This window comes from Microcoleus sp. B4-C1, from assembly GCF_036705285.1.
Lineage (GTDB): Bacteria > Cyanobacteriota > Cyanobacteriia > Cyanobacteriales > Microcoleaceae > Microcoleus.
The window spans coordinates 15,888-36,409 of sequence record NZ_JAUBUC010000041.1 but is presented as its reverse complement, the minus strand read 5'-3'; the positions used below and the strand labels follow the sequence as shown (position 1 = coordinate 36,409).

Here is a 20,522-nt window from a genome sequence, read left to right as displayed (position 1 = left end):
CACAGAGGCCAAGTAGTATCAAATGCGAGTTGCGATCGCCGGAGCAGGCTTAGCAGGACTTTCCTGCGCTAAATATCTTACCGACGCGGGCCACACCCCCATCCTCCTAGAAAGTCGGGACGTACTCGGCGGCAAAGTAGCCGCCTGGAAAGATGCAGATGGCGACTGGTACGAAACCGGCCTCCACATCTTTTTCGGTGCATACCCGAATATGCTCCAACTCTTCAAAGAACTTGACATTGAAGACCGGCTGCAATGGAAACAGCACAGCATGATTTTCAATCAGCCGGAAACCCCCGGAACCTATTCCCGCTTTGACTTTCCCGACCTTCCCGCCCCCTTCAACGGCGTCGCAGCCATCTTGAGCAACAACGATATGCTCACCTGGCCCGAAAAAATCCGCTTTGGCATCGGTTTGATTCCGGCGATGCTTCAGGGCCAAAACTATGTCGAAGCAATGGACAAATACTCGTTTTCCGACTGGCTGAAAAAGCAAAACGTCCCCCCCAGAGTCGAAAAAGAAGTATTTATCGCCATGTCCAAGGCGCTCAATTTCATTGACCCCCACGAAATATCTGCAACCATACTGCTGACAGCCCTCAACCGCTTCCTGCAAGAGAAAAATGGCTCGAAAATGGCCTTTTTAGACGGTTCCCCCACAGAAAGGTTGTGTCAGCCGATGGTAGACTACATAACTGAGCGCGGCGGTGAAGTCCGGCTGAATGCACCCATCGGCGAGTTTTTGCTCAACGATGACAACACGGTGCGCGGCTTCCAGATTCGGGGCATAAAAGGGGCAGAGTCAGAAATTCTGACGGCCGATATTTACGTTTCCGCGATGCCGGTTGACCCGCTAAAGCTGATGATGCCGAAACCTTGGGGCGAAATGGATTATTTCAAACAGCTCGAAGGTTTGGAGGGAGTACCCGTCATTAATGTACACTTGTGGTTCGATCGCAAATTAACTGACATCGACCATTTGCTGTTCTCGCGATCGCCCCTGCTGAGCGTCTACGCCGACATGAGCAACACCTGCCGCGAATATGCCAACCCAGACAAATCAATGCTGGAACTGGTTTTAGCACCGGCCAAAGACTGGATAGGCAAATCAGACGAAGATATCGTCGCAGCCACAATGGTCGAGTTAGAAAAACTCTTTCCCGATCAAATCCCAGAACCCGCCAAACTGCTCAAATATCACGTAGTCAAAACCCCTCGTTCCGTCTACAAAGCCACCCCCGGACGCCAGCAGTGCCGTCCCACACAAACAACTCCCATTAGCAATTTCTATCTAACGGGGGATTATACGATGCAGCGTTATCTTGCGAGTATGGAAGGTGCCGTGCTTTCTGGTAAGCTGACAGCGCAGGCTATTTCAACGGCCAATAACAAATGAAAAATTAAGAATTTTTCATAAAGACGTAAAAAATCTCCCGTTTTCTAAACGGGGGAATGTCAATTCTAATCTTTAAATTTCTTATTCTCGGATGCTGCAACTGTCAAAACTCCAGTGCATGAGAACTCTGGCCTCTGTGGATGACTCTTACGAACTGTGCCGCCAAGTCACGGCGAGTTATGCCAAAAATTTTTATTTAGGCACTCAACTCATGCCCGAAGCGAAGCGTCGGGCGATTTGGGCGATTTACGTCTGGTGCCGCCGCACCGACGAACTCGTAGACGGGCCGGGTTCTGATGCAACGACCCCTGAAACCCTCAATCTGTGGGAAAAACGCCTAGAATCGGTGTTTGCCGGCCATCCTCACGACGACTACGACGTAGCGTTGGTGGATACGCTGTCTCGTTTCCCGATCGACATTGGGCCGTTTCGAGAGATGATTGCGGGCCAGCAAATGGACTTGTACCGCAGCCGCTACGAAACTTTTGAAGAGCTCAATCTTTACTGTTATCGAGTAGCGGGTACTGTAGGGCTGATGTCGATGTCTGTCATGGGTGTAGGCGAATCGAGCTCCGCTGCTAACTGGAATTGGCACTGGGGGAATAAAATTCCCAAAGAAGAAGCCATCTCCCTCGGTATTGCCAAGCAGTTGACTAATATTCTGCGCGATGTCGGAGAAGACGCCCGCCGCGGCCGCATTTACATTCCCTTAGAAGACTTAGCCTTGTTTAACTACACGGAAGAAGATTTATTCAACGGTGTAATTGACAACCGCTGGCGGGAATTGATGCGGTTTCAAATTCAGCGAGCTCGCAAATTATACGCCAGCGCCGAACCGGGAATTAAAGTGCTCAGTCCCGATATCCGCTGGACAGTTTGGGCTGCTACAATGCTCTACAGCAGAATCTTAAATGCGATCGAACGCAATCAATATGATGTGTTTCAGAAGCGGGCTTATGTTAGCAATTCTCAGAAACTGCGGTGTCTCCCCGCCGCTTGGCTGAAGTCAAAAGTGCTTTAGCCGCGGGCCGTATTGCTGGCGATTCGGCAACGGGTAACGGGTATGTGTCAAGTTACAAATTATTAGGATGTCCAGCAAATTGCATATTAGGTTTGTGGGGACGCGGTAGTGGCGTGTCCCTACGTTTGGTGTGTTAATTTAAGTCAAATTCTAAGTCAAATTAGTGGAGTAGCGGGCGGAATTTTCAATTGGGCGATCGAACTTTCAAGCAATTGCTTTTCCTGCTGGAGTTTTGCTTCTAAATTTTGAATTTGTTCCCGGCGGGCTTCAACTTCAATCAAGCGGCGAGACAATTCTTGACTCTGCAAAGTGAGAGATTGCCGCCAATCTTCTGCTTTCTGGGCTTCTTCATGCAAAAAATCGGGAGTAAAGCCTGTTGTTAAATATTTCTCTACTAATTGTAGTACCCAGTTTGTAGCTGCTTGAATATCCAAAATCTGGCTATTTTCGCCAATGTCTGCTAATACTAAAACACCTTCATTTAAGAAATTTGCGGCGGAGTTATTTGGGTTGTTAACAAAATCTGTCGCTAATGTCAACACATTTTGTTCACCAATAATCGCCCAAGTACCATCAGCATTTTGACAAGCCAGCAATTGCAGACTTATCTCGCCTATAATTTCCTGATTTTGTACTTTGGCTAAATATAACATTAGGGTAATTAGTGATTGGTAATTGATAGTTGCGGATTCGTAATTGGTAATATTAGGACAAGTTGTTATATTATTGAAACCAAATTTGTAGGGGCGGGTTCGCCAACCATTTACGGTAAAAATGAATAATGTTATAAACCCGCCCCCACCCACCAACAATACAAATGTACGATGAATTTATTGGTAAAATGTTGATATAAATAATGGCGGTGATGGGGCGGGTTTATGATATTTTTTGTGAATTTCATAGATGTTGGTGAACCCGCCCCTACAGGATTTTGGGAGGTTTTTGATGAAGCAAGGCTTCACCATAAACAAGAATGGTAATAACCTCATCAACCGGGTTTCTTTCGAGATTTCTCGTGACTAAACACAAAATTTCAGAGAAACCCGGTTTCTCACCGAATGCGCGACTACTGTCAACTGTCAACTGTCAACTATTAAAACACCTTTAGCCGATCGCGCAAAATCTCCGCTTGTTTTTCCGCTTCCGCCAAAGCATCCCTCGCCCCCTGAACAACATCAGGAGTAGCCTTATCCACAAACTTCTGATTAGTCAAGCGCGCCGCAGTATGCTTAATTTCAGCTTCCACCTTGCTCAACTTCTTCTCTAATTTAGCACGCAAAGCCGCCAAATCCACCACCCCAGCCAGAGGAATCAATACTTGCACAGTACCAACAACACCAGCAATTGACCCCCCTTGCCCCCCCTTACCAAGGGGGGGATTAAGGGGGGGTTCTGCATCCAAACTAGCAGTAACTGTCAGATTTTCGACTTTTGCCAAATCTTGAATGTAAACGCCTCCATCTGAGATGATTTGGCGTTCTTTCTCGCTTTCGCTTTGCAAAATCGCCGTCACCTTCACACTGGGTTTGATATCAGCATCGGCCCGCAAATTGCGAATAGTGCGAATTGTACCGAACAACAACTCAAACTGCTGTTCCAAATCAGCATCTATTAGCGAGATATCAGCTTCTGGATAAGCTTGCAAAGCCAAACATTGATCGTCACCTGTTTGAGTCAGAGTGTGCCAAATCTCCTCAGTAATGTGCGGCATAAAAGGATGTAGTAGTTTCAAAATCCCTTCCAACACAAAAGCAAAAGTTTGCTGTGCCACTTTCTTAGAATTTGGTTCAGCATCCTGTTGCAAGCGAGACTTGACCAACTCAATATACCAGTCACAGAAATCGCCCCAAATAAACTCATAAAGTCCCTTCGCTGCTTCCCCCAAACCGTAATTTTCCAAACAATTGCGGCTTTGCTGCACAACTTGATTGTAGCGAGAAAGAATCCAGCGATCGCACAATTCCAACCCTTCTTCTCTCTTCCCCTCAACAAGGGAATCTTCTTCTCTCCCCCCCTCAACAAGGGAATCTTCTTCTCTCCCCCCCTTAGTAAGGGGGGGTTGGGGGGGGTGAGGAATTCCCAACTGCTGCGGAGTCTGTCCCTCCAAATTCATCATCACAAACCTGGCCGCATTCCACAACTTATTCGTGAAATTCCGGGAAGCTTCCACCGATTTCGATTCATCAGTTTTGCGATCGTACTCCATGCGAATATTTTGACCGGCCCCTACCACTTCCTTAACCAAAGTGTAGCGCAAAGCATCAGTACCGTACTTACCAATCAACAGCAGCGGGTCGATACCGTTATTTTTACTCTTAGACATTTTCTGACCGTTTTCATCCAACACCAAACCGTGAATGTAAACAGTATCAAAAGGCATCTTTTCAGTAAAATGTCCGGCCATCATCGTCATTCTAGCCACCCAGAAAAAGATGATATCAAAACCCGTAACCAAAGTAGTTGTGGGATAGTAAAACTCCAAATCTTTAGTTTCGTCCGGCCATCCCAAAGTTGAGAAAGGCCACAACCCAGACGAAAACCAAGTATCCAATACATCTGGATCTCTTGCTAGCTGCACGTCATTACCAAATTTAGCCGTAGCTTTTTCCTTAGCTTCAGCTTCAGTTTTCGCAACTATAAAAGGTGTTGTATCAGTAATTTCTCCTTGGGTTTCGCTAACAGCATACCACGCCGGGATTTGGTGTCCCCACCACAATTGTCGGGAGATACACCAATCCTTTAGCTTCACCAACCAATCGCGATAAACCTTTGTCCATCTTTCAGGAACAAAGACTGGTGAGTTATTTTGGTCTAATGCTTCTAAAGCGCGTTGAGAAAGAGGATCTATCTTCACAAACCATTGCGTAGATATCAAAGGTTCGACCGCAACTTTGCCGCGTTCGCTGTAGGGAACAGTATGCTTATAATCTTCTATTTTAACCAAAACCCCGTCAGTTTCTAACCGCTGCACCACATTTTTCCGGGCAACAAATCGGTCTTGTCCTTGGAACTCTCCGGCATTTTCATTTAAACTGCCGTCCTTATTCATGATGTTAATAAACGGCAAATTGTGACGTTTACCCATCTCGAAGTCATTCGGGTCGTGGGCGGGAGTCACCTTGACACAACCAGTTCCAAAAGTCGGATCGACAAACTCATCAGCAACGATCGGGATTTCGCGATGTGCGATCGGCAAAGTGACAGTTTTACCGATAAGATGCTTGTAGCGATCGTCCTGTGGATTCACCGCCACCCCAGTATCGCCCAACATCGTTTCCGGCCGAGTCGTCGCCACCTCCAAATAACCAGAACCGTCCGTCAAAGGATAGCGGAAATGCCACAAATGGCCTTCAAGTTCCTGCTGGTCTACCTCCAAATCCGACACAGCAGACTGACTCGCCGGACACCAATTCACCAAGTAATTGCCGCGATAAATCAGCCCCTCATCGTACAGACGGACAAACGCTTCTAAAACCGCAGCGGATAAGCCTTCATCCATCGTAAAGCGTTCACGCGACCAATCAACAGACACGCCCAAACTGCGTAATTGATTAGTAATAGTATTGCCCGATTCCGCTTTCCACTCCCAGGCCCGTTCCAAGAATTTTTCTCGGCCTAAATCGTGGCGAGTTTTGCCTTCTGCTTTGAGTTGCTTTTCGAGAATAGTTTGAACTGCGATGCTAGCATGATCCGTTCCCGGCAACCACAGGGTATTGCGTCCAGTCATGCGGTGATAGCGGACGAGGACATCAATCAGCGTCTCTTCAAAAGCGTGTCCCATGTGGAGACTGCCGGTGACGTTGGGCGGCGGGATGACGACGCAGTAAGGTTCGCCGCCGGCTTCGGGGTCAGCTTTGAAGGTTTGGTTGTCTTCCCAGTATTTTTGCCATTTGGCTTCGGTGGCTTGGGGGTCGTATTGGGGTGGTAGGTTTGCGGTCATTGGCGAGAGGGTGCAGGTTTTATATATAAGATTGTGCCACAGCGGGGGGAAGAGAAGAGGTTTGAACCGCATCCGCGTCAGAGGCAGAGGGAAGAGCGATATTCAAGGCGGGGAGTGTCAAGTTAAAATGAAGGTAAAATTAAAAGGTTTGATGGCATTATGAATGTAGCAGCACTTCGACATCAAATCGATCGATGGCTCGATCGACTCTCTCCAGAACATCTGGCATTAGTTGCGAGTTTTATAGAGTTTCTAAGCCAAAAGCAACGTCAGGGGGTAATCATTTCGCAAAATAATCTGCCAGAGGTTTTCTCAGCAGAAATCCAAGAGATGCCTCCTGCTAATTCTTTTAGTATTCCAGAACCCTCAGAAATTGACGGAGAGGGCCAATCTAAAGCAGCGCTTCTACAAGATTTTCGGCAAGCTTGGCACGAAGCCATGACTGGGCAAACCATTTCGGTTGCTCAAATGTGGGAAGGAATTGAAGAGGTTTCGACATCTTCAGTGGTAAAATCCTTTTAATATCTTATTGGACAGAAATCCCTACTCCACAACCCGCCTTTTCTCTGAGAAAGCCACGATTTTGCAGAGAAACCGGTTTTCTTTCTGCCTTAGTCCTACTGGTAAAACAAATTGCAATAATTAAGGATCGCAATGAATAACAGCTATCAAACTCCAGGAATTGCGTTTTTTGTTTTCCAACTCAAACAAAAGTTTATAGTTTGTAGGCGGGTTTAACATCGTATAGCAACACGGGCGACAGCTATATCTCGATTATTTCACCTCCTTATAATCCACCCCATAACTCGTATCTCTCCCCGACAAATACGTCTTTTTCCCCGTTAAAGTTTCCAGAGTTTTTTTCGTTTCAGCCGAAGTAATCGAATTCAGCGGCACGCCGAACTTGCTAGCCAAACCAGCCGCCACGCCCACACCTTGTCCTTGATAAATATTCACCGTCGCGATTCGCCCGACGGATACAGCCATACCGACATAACCGGACGATCGCCCGACAATGGCTAAATTATTTACTTTGCTAGCCAAAGCGCTTTCTATGCCGAAATTATACACTGGCAGCAGCGGAATTCTCGTAGATAAATGCTTGACTCCGCCCCGCATATCGAAATCGTAGGAAAAACTGCCGATCGACTTGGACGCTGCTGTTCCCCCTTTGATAATCTCCTGCCCCGTCAGCGGATCTACCACATCGCGAACGTTCAAACTTTGCCTGATATAAATCTCGTCTGGAATAAATACTCTGACATCTTTACCAGACTTCTTTTGTAGCCAGTGTTGGAGATGTGACATTTCTTTAATCATCTCAGGAGTCGGTTTTCTGCCGTTAGCTTCCATCTTCATGATTTCGTCAACTTGGTATTTAAACAGAAACCCGTTCCAGGACAGCACATTTTTGTTATAAACGCAGACATTGCCTTTATCAAAAAAGAATCCTTTATTTTGACTAAAGGGCAGATTTCTATCTATGTGATACGCTGCTCCTATGGCTACACTTCTGATGTCGTAGCCGTCTGTATATGGCTGATAAATCGTACTCCAGAAATTCCTCATCCAGAATTTTGTACTAGCCGGATCTTTAGATTTTGTAATGCTTTCTTTGATTTTTTTTACCAAAGGTTTGTTGTAGAGAATTTCATCTTCTATTTTTCTGAATTCCGACATCGTTATACCTGTAATTGTCGGAACTACAGAGACTGCTAAAGTTTCATTTTTGGATTTTATATTTTGAGATTGATATCCTGTATAATAAGATAATCCGGCTTTTCTGGCTAATTCCGCGTCTTGAGTTACGTCAATAAAAGAGTTGGCTTTAATTCTTAAGGTGCTGCCTTTTACTTCGGCATATTCGATTTTTTTATCTACGACGTGGGGAGTAAGAGTTGAGTTGGAAATAACTCTGACTTTTGCTGCTGAAAGCATTTGTCTGAGAGCTTGATCTGCCCTTTTTGGGTCTAAGCAAGATTCCCGCGCATTCGCTTTATCTAAGAATTCTTTAAAACATTGGGCGTAGGGTTGGCGGCGCCAATTGGGGATTTTATCTAAATCGATGTAAGCTAAACCGCCGCGGGTGAGTAAGCCGCCCAAAGGAGCTCTTCCGTAGTTCGATCGCACGATCGCAACTTTGCCCTTTGCGCCTAAAGTTTTCTTAGCCCATATCGCCGCACATATCCCCGGTACTTCATCACCATATACTACTACATCAAACTTTTGCTCCGGTGATTTTTTGGGAACTACCGGAGGCGGGGTGCTGGGTTTTTGCTGTAGAGTTCCAGCGTCTAATGTAGCACTTGCTGGGTCTCTATTTGCTATATAATTTTCTATTTCTCTGAAAGGCGGATAGTTCAGTAAAAGTTTTAGGGCGGCAAAGATGATTGCAATTGAAGCTAATTTCTTGAAAGTAGGGAGCATTCAGTTGACTCGTTTGTAAATTTGCATTACCTGAAAGCGCAGTTCAGGGTTTACGGAGTTGAATATAGCACGTTTAGATAGTTTCGACACAAGTTTAAATTTTCCGGGAACCGTGGTAAACGAATCTTCTCAACCCAAACCTGCTGATGCTGTCCTTGGCAGCCCAAATGCTACAATTACATCAATCACCAATTTAAACATAAAAAACATGACTTTTGAGGCGGTTTTAAATCTTGTTAAGCACTTGTCTCTAGCCGAAAAGTTACGATTGATTAAGTGGATAGTTCCTGAAATAGAACGAGAATTAGTTGTTCGGCCCGCTCCCCGCAAATCATTGTGGGGTTTATGTGCTGACTTGGGAATTGCACCCTCTGTCGCTGATATAGATGAAGTTCGCAGCGAAGAATGGGCGAATTTCCCAAGGGAGGATTTCTAATGCTGCGTGCGGTAGCTGATACTCATGCTGTGATCTGGTATATCTTTGCCGATTCGCGACTTTCGGTGACTGCTAGAACGACAATAGAAGAGATAGCTGCCGAGGGAAATCAGGTGGCTTTTTCATCAATTACATTAGCAGAAATTGTCTATCTGAGCGAGAGAGGGCGGATTAATTCAACTACTCTCGATCTATTATTGAGAGAAGTTGAGAGCGATGATGCCTTATTGGTTGAAATTCCTTTCGATCGCAATATAGCTTTGACTTTAAGGCAAGTTGACCGATCGCAAATTCCCGATTTACCAGATCGCATTATTGCTGCTACTGCTTTGTATCTTAATGTACCCGTTATTAGTCGCGATCGCCGGATTCAATTATCTAGTATAGACACAATTTGGTAAATCTGAGTCACTCGGCGCAAGTTTAAATTTTCCGGGAAGTGTTGTTAGCGGTTTTGCCTGTGTTACTGGTTTGGGAGGGCTATTGATGTGGGTAAGGATGGGGGGTGCGATCGCATCTCAGATATCTGGTGTCGGGAAGGGCGATCGGCTACAATAATTTAAGAACAACAATTGAGTCACCTTAAACATACAGAAAAAATGGAAAAAGTTTTTGTACATCCTGAATGTCCTTTTTCAGAGAACACATTTAACCTATTGGCACAATTTTATGCAGGCCAAGTCCCAGATTTTTACATGGCACACAAAAAAGATTGCTTAAAATATGTAGAAGAGCCATTAAAGTATATTTTAAGCCAGGTAGAAGAGCAGTTGCCTGATTGTATGACAAAACATCTAAATATCAAGGATGAGATATGGGCTTTTGACATTGAAACAAAATATGAGATAGCACCAGCTTACGGTTTAACTTTGTGTTTCAACGATAGCGATAACAGTTCTAAGTTAATATTACTACTTCAAGAATCCCGATTAATTTTTGGCTTTTGGGCAGCAGATAAATATTTTGCTAGTGTGGTAGAAAATTACCATACTTATAAAAGTGATGTTGATTTCCTCAATTATTTTAAACGTTATAACCTTCCCAATAGGCATCAGTGTCGTTTAAAATATGGCGGGGAAGCTTATTATTATAATGGTTGGGAGGAGTTTGAGCGCACAATGAAACCTGAGAAATCTATTTATGAACTATTAGAAAGTATCTTGAAAGAGATTACTATCGATTCTATTGAATCTGGAATGGTTTCTTATGATAATATTCTCGTAGCCCTATCACTTAATAAATCCGAAGATTTATTAGGATATTCTGCTAAACAGTTAATTCACAAAATAGCACAAACCTTTAAAAAACTATTTCCATTATTGTTAATATCTTATGGCGAGGATAATAATGATGATTCCCTTGCTCTTATAAGTCAATATTTTTCAGTATATGAAAAGGAATTTAATCCCGTGTACCAACTAGAAGCAATTTCTCAAATTACTGGTTTTCAAACAACCCAACTAACCCAATGGATACACACCATTAACCGCAAAGGCCAAGCCATAATCCAAGGCCCACCCGGAACCGGAAAAACCTTCATAGCAGAAAAACTCGCCCAACACTTAGTCGGTGGCGGTGACGGTTTCTCAGACATTATCCAATTTCATCCAGCTTATACTTATGAAGACTTTATTCAAGGCATCCGTCCCCAAAGTCAAGATGGGCAATTAACTTATCCAATAGTTCCCGGTAGGTTCCTAGAATTCTGCGAAAAAGCCGAAGTCTGTGAAGACACTTGTGTTCTCATTCTTGATGAAATTAATCGCGCAAATTTATCTCAAGTCTTTGGCGAGTTAATGTATCTCCTAGATGACCGACAGGACACAAAACGCTTTATTACACTAGCCAGCGGTCAAAAGTTTAGAGTCCCTACAAATGTCCGCATTATCGGCACAATGAACACCGCAGACCGTTCTATTGCCTTAGTCGATCAAGCCCTCCGCCGCCGCTTCGCATTCATCCCCCTTTATCCTAACTATGAACTGCTGCAAAACTATCATAAGAGAGAGGCAACAGGTTTTGCCGTTGATAAATTAATTAGTATTCTTAGGAAAGTAAATAAAGAAATTAACAACAAACACTATGAATTAGGCATCTCCTTCTTTTTGACAAAAACCTTAGCTGAAGACATCCAAGATATTTGGCAAAGGGAAATTGAGCCATACCTCGAAGAATACTTCTTTGATAATCAGAAAAAAATGGATGATTTTATGTGGGATAAAATTAAAGATAAATTGAGCAATTGATAATCTAACGCTACACTCATTACCGAAAACACGGCGTTACAGCATCTATGAAACCAGAATCCCGCCGAATTATCGAACTTACAGAATATCAATTAGCAACTTTTGAACAAGACTCAATACCCGAATTAGTAGGAGAAAAAATACACCAGACTTATGCCAAGCAAATAGATATAGAATTTCCCAACCCTAAAACTAAATATAAATGGCGCTTAAAATCTAAAGGCAAAGTTGGCAACATTCCCATCACTCCAGAATTTCACATCGCCATCCGCCCAAAGGTTCCCATAAACAACCTCTTCGGAATGCTTGACTATGGCTACCAGATAAAATTTCTTCAAGGATCGATTCAGTGCCAATCTTTAGAAGAAATTTACGAGGAATTAGCTAACATTCTTGCCCAAAAAATTCTAGAACGCTGTCGCAAAGGATTATATCGCGATTACTTACCCAAAACAGAAAGACTCGCCTACATTCGCGGCCGCGTCGATTTGCGGTCAGCCCTGCAAAAACCTTGGGATGTTAAACTAAAATGCCACTATAGCGAACAAACAGGCGACATCGAAGATAATCAAATACTCGCTTGGACACTCTTCATCATTGGCCGCAGCGGTTTGTGCCGTGAATCTGTTTCATCCACTGTACGAAAAGCCTTTCACGCACTCCAAGGATTTGTTACATTAAAACATTTTAAATCAGAAGCTTGTATTGAGAGAAATTATCACCGTTTGAATGAAGATTATCAACTTTTACACGCCTTATGTCGATTCTTTTTAGATAACACTGGGCCGAGTCACGAAACTGGCGATCGCGAAATGCTCCCTTTTCTCATAGACATGGCTAATTTATATGAACAATTTGTCGCTGAATGGCTCAAAGCAAATACACCAAAAGGCTTTTTTGTCAAACAACAACACCGAGTCACCCATGACCAAAACTATTTCGATCGGATTGACTTACTGCTGTGCGATATTGCAACAAAAAAAGTCCAATACGTCCTCGATACAAAATACAAAGCTCCCGATAAAGTAGCCAATAATGACATTCATCAAATAGTTGCTTACGCAAATGCGTTAAAGTGCCAAAATGCAATTCTCGTCTACCCGCAAAACCTCAAACAGCCACTAGATATAAAAAATGACGATATCCGAGTTCGCAGTCTAACTTTTTCCCTAGATAGCGACCTCCATGAAGCCGGAAAAACCTTCTTACACTCTCTACTTCTAAACACCCTCCCCTAACTCTACTCTGCGCCCTCTGCGCCCTCTGCGGTTCATTTCTCCACAAAAAAAGAGGCGCAATTGCGCCTCCCAAATCTTTCATGTCTGTGTTCTAAACACTCATAGCCACTTTCGCTTCTTTTGCAGTCAACTTCTCGTAAGTCGCCCGCATCTTCAATCCGACTAACACTTGGAACAAACCAGTTCCATTGTTAGAACCAGGATATTCGCGGTGCTGAAGTAACAGGTGAGTTAACTCGCCTTCATACTTCGCCGAAGTCTTGCTCAAATGGCTTTCGATGTAAATAACTTCTTCGAGATTCTCGAATTGACCATCTACTTCCAAAATCGAGACTTCGTGACCGTAGAAAGCGTCAGGCCCGTAGTACATCTTAATTCCGGGATAGGAACAAGTCAGCTTGCGGCCGCAAGGAACCCAGTTAATTGTTGAACCTTCGTCAAACAAATACGCAGGCTCAAAATTGGCGATGCCTTCGCGCTGGATCATCTGCACGCGCAGAACCTTCCGCTCTTTGTCATCTTTGATCAAGTTGGTCGGCAACACTTGAATTACCACATCAGCATATTGCTTTTGCGGGTCGATGTAGGCGGTAAAATCCGGTTTGCGAGCATTGATCGCAAACAGCACGTCTTCGTAACGGTGGCCCCGTTCCGCCATGTCGCGCTGGATTTTCCAAGCAATTTTTACCTCGTCGCTGATGTCGAGGTAGACGCTGAAGTCGAGGAGCGATCGAACTCGCTCGTCGTACAGGGGATGCAGCCCCTCAATCACAATCACGTGATTCGGCTCTACCCTTTCGGGCGGGTCGATCATACCGGTTTCGTGGTTGTAGATCGGCTTGTCGATCGCATGACCTTCTTTGAGCGCCTTCATTTGCTCGGCCATCAGGTCAAAATTGTTCGCTCTGGGGTCAAGGGCTGTAATCCCTGTTTCCTTGCGCTGCTTGCGATCGAGACTGTGATAGTCGTCGAGGCAGATTACAGTCACGAAATCTTCCCCGAACAAATCTGTCAATCGGCGTAAAAAAGTAGATTTTCCGCATCCGGAATCTCCGGCAACGCCAATTAAAACCACGCGATCCGGCTTACTTGTCATAGTTTCCCTCTAACAAAATCACTGTTTACTAACTAACTCAAGTCTAGATTCCACAAAATTTCAGCCCGCAGGTAGCGGCAAGCAGGCTTTGTGCTGCTGTGCTACCGCGATAGCATCGAGTTCTCACCAGCATACAGCAGTGAGTTGATTGCCTGCCCGGGAAGACCCAAGCAATCTTCAAGGCAAGTAATTAATAGCTTGTAAAAGTATAGTCATTTATGTATGACATGGGAGGCGTGAATCCCTCCCCTTTCTTTTTTACTTCGAGCGGATTGACCCGCCTGGGCTGAACTACGCAGCTCCCTATCCCATCGCACAAGGCATTTGGGATTGCTTGGGGCATAAGATCCTAATATCTATTAACACTAACTTTAGTAGTTGATCTTACCAGAATGCGATCGCCCACTACAAGCTCAACGTCGATAGATTTTAGATTTTAGATTTTAGATTTTAGATTGTAGAATTGACCCGTCAGTCAGCCTGGGAGTCATAAATCCAGGATCTTGTACCTGGCTGCTTTCGGTCAATAGGAGCTATTTGTTGCCCGATGCCACACTCCATCACCGATCGGCAATCAAAACGACTTATCGGGGCAGATCCCCCGATCGGGTAAAATATTGGCAGTACGCAGACAACAATAGCTATAGGTCAAAAGCCGAACGCAAAGCGGGCTCGGTGAGCGCGGCGTTCGGCTAGTAGGGATTTGATACGCGAGCGATCGCAACTTCAACCTTCCCGCCGACGTGGCGGGGCCCAAAAATTGGCGAGGCCAATTAGTCCCGATGGCCTTAAGAAAAAAGTAAATTGAGTCTAACGTCACATTCTCTTTCTTTATAACTCTGTATCGTGAAGGAAAATCAACCAATGTACAGCCCAAGCATATCTGGTGTGGCGGCCAACTCAGAATCAGGCAGCCGCATCTTTGTTTACGAAGTGGAGGGTATGCGTCAGAGCCAAGCAACTGACCAAATAAGTAACCCGATTCGCCGTAGTGGTAGCGTATTTATCTCCGTGCCCTACGATCGCATGAATCAGGAAATGCGCCGGATTGCTCGCATGGGTGGAAGAATTGTCAGCATCCGCCCCTCAAACAGCGCTCCCGAAACAAATGGCAAAGTCGCACCAGAAGCAGGGCTACAGAGTCAGAAATCTGGAGAAGAAACTAAGCCCATGACTCAAGCCAAGGAAAAAGTTCAGGTTCCTGTTAACCTCTACAAGCCGGCCAATCCCTATATTGGTAAGTGCATTTCTACAGAAGAATTAGTCAGAGAAGGCGGCGACGGCACAGTCCGCCACGTCACCTTCGACATTTCTGGAGGCAATTTGCACTATCTCGAAGGTCAAAGTATCGGGATTATTCCCGATGGCACGGATAAAAACGGCAAACCTCACAAAATTCGGCTTTACTCGATCGCCTCCACCCGTCACGGCGACAACCTCGACGACAAAACAGTCTCGCTGTGCGTGCGCCGCCTAGAGTACAAAAGCCCAGAGACCGGTGAACAAGTCTTTGGTGTTTGTTCGACTTTTCTCACCGGTTTGCAACCTGGGGATGATGTCAAAATCACCGGCCCCGTAGGCAAGGAAATGCTGTTGCCCGACGACGAGGAAGCCACCATTATTATGATGGGTACCGGTACGGGTATTGCTCCTTTCCGGGCTTATTTGTGGCGGATGTTTAAAGAAAACAATCCCGATTACAAATTCAGAGGTTTAGCTTGGTTGTTCTTTGGAGTTGCTTACACTCCCAACATTCTTTATAAGGAAGAGTTGGAGCAATTGCAGCGCGAGTTCCCCGATAATTTCCGCTTGACTTATGCCATCAGCCGCGAGCAAAAGAATGTTGACGGCGGCAAGATGTACATTCAAAACCGGATTCAAGAGAACGCAGACCAATTGTGGGAATTGGTTCAAAAGCCGAATACTCACACTTATATCTGCGGCTTGAAGGGTATGGAAGGTGGAATTGATGAGGGAATGTCGGCTGCGGCTGGTAAGTACGACGTTGACTGGGCTGCCTATCAGAAACAGTTGAAGAAAGAGCACCGTTGGCACGTTGAAACTTATTAATGTGTTACCTGATTTAATCTGATTTGTAGGGTGGGCTTGGCTCGCCCTACATTTTTTTAAACAGTTGTTTTAAACAGTAGTGTAAAATATGAAATAAGCTCACCGAGAAAGGGAGATCGCTGACATGACCCTAATTTCTACCCAAAAACTGACCTTTAAAGAGTATCTGGACTACCAGGGAGAATCAGGTGTTTGTTATGAATTATATCGGGGACATATCATTGAAATGCCAACACCGACAGCTATACATATCAAAATTTGTGAATTTTTAGTTTATCAGTTCCGGCGCTTCTTTGCAGCACACAACCTCCCGCTAGTTGCAGTTGTCACTACCGCAGTCCGCACCGAGGAAAACTCTGCACGCGTTCCTGATGTTGTGATTTGCACTCAGAGTCTTTGGGAACAAGTCTGTGCACAACCTGGTTCCGCAGTCTTGGACTTTGAAGAAAAACCGCTGTTAGTTATAGAAGTTACCAGTCAAAATTGGCGGGACGACTACATCCGTAAACGCGCAGAATATGACTTAATTGATATCCCTGAATATTGGATTGTAGACCCCAATTTACTAAAAATACGAGTGTGTAGCCGTCCAGAAAATGAAGGCAGTTACTCTCACCAGGAATTTTTGCCGGAACAGCAAGTTCAGTCTGTACAGTTCGCTGAATTTATTTTATCGGTGAATCAAGTGCTATGTCCGCCCCTAGTAGAAGATTTAATTCGAGAAGAACAAGCGCAGCGACAGCAGCTAGAACAGCAAAATCGGCAGCTAGAACAGCAAGTTAATGCAGAACGCCAGCGGGCCGAAAGATTGGCGCAGCGGCTGCGAGAAATGGGGATAGAGATGGATACAGAACTTTAAATTGCCATGTAAAATCTGGATTAATTAGTCATGTAGATCCCGGACTTTTTTAAGAAGTCGGGTCTCTGGGTATTCAGTGAAGCCGCGGTTATCATACAATGATTCTAGATGAAGTGAGTTTCAACGGGTCAAAGTCGTGGCTTTCAAAATTGGTTTGTTAGGTTTGGGTACAGTTGGCGCGGGAACAGCAGAGATTTTGCTCTCCCCAGATGGCCGCCATCCGCTGTTGCAGGAATTGGAAATTTATCGGGTGGGAGTGCGCGATATTTCTCGAACTCGGTCTTTACAATTGCCAGAAAATGTGCTGACAACTGACCTAGAAGCGATCGCAACTGACCCGGAAATTGATATTGTAGTAGAACTGATTGGCGGATTGGAACCGGCGCGATCGCTCATTTTACAGGCTATTGCCAGCGGCAAGCACGTCGTCACTGCCAACAAAGCAGTTATCGCCCGCTACGGTAATGAAATCTTCGAGGCCGCCAACAAAAAAGGCGTTTACGTAATGCTAGAAGCTGCTGTCGGCGGCGGCATTCCGGTCATTCAAAGCCTCAAACAATCTTTAGGTGCAAACCGCATTCAAACTGTCACCGGCATCGTCAACGGCACAACTAATTACATCCTGACGCGGATGCAAACAGAAGGCGCAGACTTTGCCGAAGTGCTCGCCGACGCTCAGCAATTAGGTTATGCTGAAGCTGACCCCACAGCAGATGTAGATGGATTAGATGCGGCCGATAAAATTGCTATTTTAGCCTCGCTAGCTTTTGGCGGACGCATCAAATTAGCAGATGTTCACTGCGAAGGTATCAGAAAAGTTAGTGCGGCTGATATTGACTACGCCGACAAGCTGGGATTTGTGATTAAATTGTTGGCTATTGCTCAAGAAACCTCCCGCTACAATGGCAAGCAAGCTGAGGGAGAAAGCGAACTGCTGTCCATTCGAGTGCATCCGAGTTTTGTGCCGAAAACTCATCCGCTGGCGAGTGTTAACGGGGTTTACAATGCCATTTTAGTCGAAGGAGAGCCGATCGGGCAATTGATGCTGTACGGGCGTGGCGCCGGTGCAGGCCCAACAGCTAGCGCCGTAGTATCCGACATCATGAATGTCGCGGCCATCCTGAAAACCGAAACTGTTCCGATTCCCCATCCTTTGCTGAGTTGCAGTCACCAACACTACTGCAAAATTGCTCCGATGCAGGAACTTGTTACTCGCTTTTACGCCCGTTTTCTGACGCGCGATACTCCGGGGGTAATTGGCAAACTCGGCACTTGTTTCGGCAACCACAAAGTTAGTTTGGAATCAGTTGTGCAGACGGGAATTCACGGCGATTTAGCAGAAATTGTCGTCGTGACTCACGATGTTACGGAAGGTAATTTTCAACAAGCACTCGATGAAATTCGCGCGATGGAAGCAGTCGATAGTATTGCTAGCACGTTGCGAGTTTTGTAAAAGTGATTTGGTAGGGGCGGGTTTTACCTACAATATTTGCCAATAATTGACAATCTCTAAAACCCGCCCTCGCCCAACGGTAAATCAGAATCTACCGGGTGCTTGTAGGGGCGGGTTCACAAACAATAATTGCCTGAAATAAACAATCTCGAAAACCCGCCCGAACCGAACCATAAACCATCATGTACATTTTCCTATGCAATGCAAATTTCGGGTTGACGTAGGTTATCGGTGGTGGCGGGCGGGTTTATCTAGATTGTCCGTAATCGCTAGATATGGTTGGTGAACCCGCCCCTACCAAATCTGGGTAAAGGTATTTTGCAAAAATACCGGGTTTTCCCCCCACAATCAGTTAGAAATGAGATTTGGGATGAAAATAACAAAATCAGATTTTGTCGATCGCCAAACGGGAAGGCATTTGCTAGATTCCCTGTATGAAAAGTTTGCCAAACCCCAACTGCACGATACTTTTAAACCCAATAATCCTTCAATTTACATTCGGCACGAAGAAGGGCAAGTTATTGATGGAAATTATATCATAGAAAAAGTGTTTGAAGACTCTCGCACTGGTTTTTATGCTGAAAGTCGCTTCCCCATTTCTGGCAATCATCCACCTGTTTTAGTGATTCGCGGATACGGTTCTTGGTATCCTTTCGATCGCGTTTTGGAAGATTCGCCCGATGTATTTATGGCAAAACTAGAACGCCAGTTAAAATCGGCGCAAACAGTGGGTGCGATTGATTGGATCAAGCAGCAATTTTACAGGGGAAATCCGCCAGATGTCATCGGAGAAAGTTTGGGGGGCAAAGTTGCTCAGCAAATAGCAGCAAAATACCCGGATTATATTAGATCCACTGTAGTTTTTAATTCTTTGGGCGTTTCGGAAAAGTTAGCTAAAACTTCCACCGCTAACAATGTTTTTCACTACTTTACTTTAGGCGAAAGGTATGCTTTCTGGGCAAATGAAGGTGATTACATACCGGGAACGATTTTTGTGATTTCCCCGAAAGGCAACAACTGTTGTTATAAAATCGAAGAGGCGATCGTCCGAATGGCGCGTTTTGAAGGCAAGTTTCTCAAAAGACGCGCGATTGTGGCAATATTGGCTCAGTTGCTTTTGCTAAACAGACACAATGCGATCGTCCTCAACAAGCGACGGCCAGTAGTCGTTGAGATCGATCGCACTCAATTGCAAGTTTTCCGAAAAAAGCGCTTTGTTTAAACTCAGACAGAATGGCTTCAGGCCGCAGATGGCTGATTTTCCCGCGCTGCGACGGCGAGAAGCAGACAAAGTGCTGCGATCGCTATTAGCAAAATTGTAACATCTCGATCGCCAAACAAGCATCTAAATCTAGCTGCCTGCATCTGCGGTTAATAATTCTCTCTTAAATATTCTACACAAATTCTCCCTTAGCAACCATCACCACCTTACCACCAACCAAAACTGCTATTTCCCCTTCATTTTGGGCTGCTTGTAACAACAGCAAAGAAGGTCGATCGATTTCATAACCCTGCTCAACTCTGACATCAATCTTTGCTGACCCATAATAAGCGTATTCTACCAAATATCCAGCCAAACAGCCGTTAGCGCTGCCAGTCGCCGGATCTTCTGGAATTCCTAATGAATGGGCAAAAACTCGCACGTTTAAATCATTAACGTCGCTGTAAGTTTCTGGGCAAAATATCAAAATTTCTTTCGCTGACCTTGTATCAACTAGCTCAAAATATTTATCTAAGTTGACCTGAGCTTTTTTGAGCGAAGCGAGAGTTTTTAATGGGACAATTATAAACGGCACTCCGGTCGAAACTTCTTGAATTGGGAAGTTGGAATCAATTTCATCGGGTTCTAAATTCAAGACATTTGCCAGACTTTCGGCTGATAAAACTTGACCAAAACTAGGCGGGTTTTGTCGCATCCACAAAATAGCTGCCGATTCATTGTGATAATTAAAAGTAACTGGAATTTGACCGACGGCTAGATTGAGAATTACTCGATCGACCTTTTCGCGAATAATCTCTTGCTGCAACACAAACGCAGTGCCCAAAGTCGGATGACCGGCAAAGGGCAATTCCTTCTTGGGCGTGAATATCCGCACGTCATAGCCGCCATCTCGCGGATCGGGCGATCGAATAAACGTAGTTTCTGAATAATTGATTTCCCTCGCTATCAGCAGCATTTGGGCCTCAGATAGTTCAGCAACTCCTGCACCGCAAAATACAGCTAGTTGATTGCCAGCATATTTTGACTCCGCAAACACGTCAACTATATAAAAATTCATAATTATGCCTTTGGTAAAAGTCGATAACTGATATTTTACATCCAGGGCAAGACAGCCGTTA

The 20,522-nt window shown here is 44.9% G+C and carries 17 protein-coding genes; 11 read left to right on the top strand and 6 right to left on the bottom strand.

All coding sequences use genetic code 11. From position 1 onward, the window contains the following. The first annotated feature begins 22 nt into the window (after positions 1-22). Positions 23-1,396, top strand: a complete 1,374-nt coding sequence (pds, locus tag QUB26_RS17480) for a 15-cis-phytoene desaturase (protein ID WP_333319005.1) — start codon at positions 23-25, stop codon at positions 1,394-1,396. Positions 1,397-1,487: 91 nt separating this feature from the next. Then, a complete protein-coding gene (gene crtB / locus QUB26_RS17475; protein ID WP_333319003.1) occupies positions 1,488-2,417 on the top strand; it encodes a 15-cis-phytoene synthase CrtB in 930 nt (309 codons plus the stop codon). A gap of 155 nt (positions 2,418-2,572) precedes the next feature. Here the strand turns inward: crtB and QUB26_RS17470 are convergent, their stop codons facing one another. Together QUB26_RS17470 and QUB26_RS17465 are read right to left on the bottom strand one after the other, a co-directional pair. Next, positions 2,573-3,070: a hypothetical protein gene (locus tag QUB26_RS17470; protein ID WP_333241902.1), complete on the bottom strand. Its 498-nt coding sequence runs from the start codon at positions 3,068-3,070 to the stop codon at positions 2,573-2,575. Between the two features lie 440 nt (positions 3,071-3,510). Further along, a complete protein-coding gene (locus QUB26_RS17465; protein WP_333319001.1) occupies positions 3,511-6,357 on the bottom strand; it encodes a valine--tRNA ligase in 2,847 nt (948 codons plus the stop codon). Between the two features lie 159 nt (positions 6,358-6,516). On the opposite strand from QUB26_RS17465, the gene QUB26_RS17460 reads away from it, so the two are divergent. After that, complete coding sequence (locus tag QUB26_RS17460; protein ID WP_333068154.1) at positions 6,517-6,879, top strand: hypothetical protein; 363 nt, start codon at positions 6,517-6,519, stop codon at positions 6,877-6,879. A gap of 252 nt (positions 6,880-7,131) precedes the next feature. Here QUB26_RS17460 and QUB26_RS17455 read toward each other — a convergent pair whose 3' ends face one another. Further along, complete coding sequence (locus QUB26_RS17455) at positions 7,132-8,784, bottom strand: FAD-dependent oxidoreductase (protein WP_333318999.1); 1,653 nt, start codon at positions 8,782-8,784, stop codon at positions 7,132-7,134. 58 nt (positions 8,785-8,842) lie between these two features. On the opposite strand from QUB26_RS17455, the gene QUB26_RS17450 reads away from it, so the two are divergent. The 4 genes from QUB26_RS17450 (at position 8,843) to QUB26_RS17435 (ending at position 12,704) form a co-directional block, all read left to right on the top strand. After that, entirely contained in the window at positions 8,843-9,220 is a 378-nt protein-coding gene (locus QUB26_RS17450) for a hypothetical protein (RefSeq protein ID WP_333318997.1), read from the top strand. After that, positions 9,220-9,621, top strand: coding sequence for a type II toxin-antitoxin system VapC family toxin (locus QUB26_RS17445; protein ID WP_265233520.1), 402 nt, complete (start codon positions 9,220-9,222; stop codon positions 9,619-9,621). Before QUB26_RS17450 ends, QUB26_RS17445 begins: the two co-directional genes overlap by 1 nt. 198 nt (positions 9,622-9,819) lie before the next feature. Beyond that, positions 9,820-11,466: an AAA family ATPase gene (locus tag QUB26_RS17440; RefSeq protein ID WP_333318995.1), complete on the top strand. Its 1,647-nt coding sequence runs from the start codon at positions 9,820-9,822 to the stop codon at positions 11,464-11,466. Between the two features lie 47 nt (positions 11,467-11,513). After that, entirely contained in the window at positions 11,514-12,704 is a 1,191-nt protein-coding gene (locus QUB26_RS17435) for a 5-methylcytosine restriction system specificity protein McrC (protein ID WP_333318993.1), read from the top strand. A gap of 91 nt (positions 12,705-12,795) precedes the next feature. Here QUB26_RS17435 and QUB26_RS17430 read toward each other — a convergent pair whose 3' ends face one another. Further along, positions 12,796-13,800, bottom strand: a complete 1,005-nt coding sequence (locus tag QUB26_RS17430) for a phosphoribulokinase (RefSeq protein WP_333056675.1) — start codon at positions 13,798-13,800, stop codon at positions 12,796-12,798. Positions 13,801-14,664: 864 nt separating this feature from the next. Between QUB26_RS17430 and petH the strand changes: the two genes are divergently transcribed. The 4 genes from petH (at position 14,665) to QUB26_RS17410 (ending at position 19,404) form a co-directional block, all read left to right on the top strand. Then, positions 14,665-15,870: a ferredoxin--NADP reductase gene (gene petH, locus QUB26_RS17425; RefSeq protein ID WP_333241884.1), complete on the top strand. Its 1,206-nt coding sequence runs from the start codon at positions 14,665-14,667 to the stop codon at positions 15,868-15,870. Between the two features lie 124 nt (positions 15,871-15,994). After that, a complete protein-coding gene (locus QUB26_RS17420) occupies positions 15,995-16,729 on the top strand; it encodes a Uma2 family endonuclease (protein ID WP_333318990.1) in 735 nt (244 codons plus the stop codon). A 136-nt stretch (positions 16,730-16,865) separates the two neighbouring features. Further along, the gene (locus QUB26_RS17415; protein WP_333318988.1) at positions 16,866-18,182 is read left to right on the top strand and encodes a homoserine dehydrogenase; all 1,317 of its coding nucleotides are present in this window, start codon (positions 16,866-16,868) and stop codon (positions 18,180-18,182) included. 370 nt (positions 18,183-18,552) lie between these two features. Beyond that, on the top strand, positions 18,553-19,404 hold the full coding sequence (locus QUB26_RS17410) for a hypothetical protein (RefSeq protein WP_333318986.1): 852 nt from the start codon (positions 18,553-18,555) through the stop codon (positions 19,402-19,404). Positions 19,405-19,421: 17 nt separating this feature from the next. On the opposite strand, the gene QUB26_RS17405 is transcribed toward QUB26_RS17410, so the two are convergent. Together QUB26_RS17405 and QUB26_RS17400 are read right to left on the bottom strand one after the other, a co-directional pair. Then, a complete protein-coding gene (locus tag QUB26_RS17405; protein WP_333241876.1) occupies positions 19,422-19,547 on the bottom strand; it encodes a hypothetical protein in 126 nt (41 codons plus the stop codon). A 29-nt stretch (positions 19,548-19,576) separates the two neighbouring features. Continuing rightward, on the bottom strand, positions 19,577-20,461 hold the full coding sequence (locus QUB26_RS17400) for a PhzF family phenazine biosynthesis protein (RefSeq protein ID WP_333241874.1): 885 nt from the start codon (positions 20,459-20,461) through the stop codon (positions 19,577-19,579). Positions 20,462-20,522 lie beyond the last annotated feature (61 nt).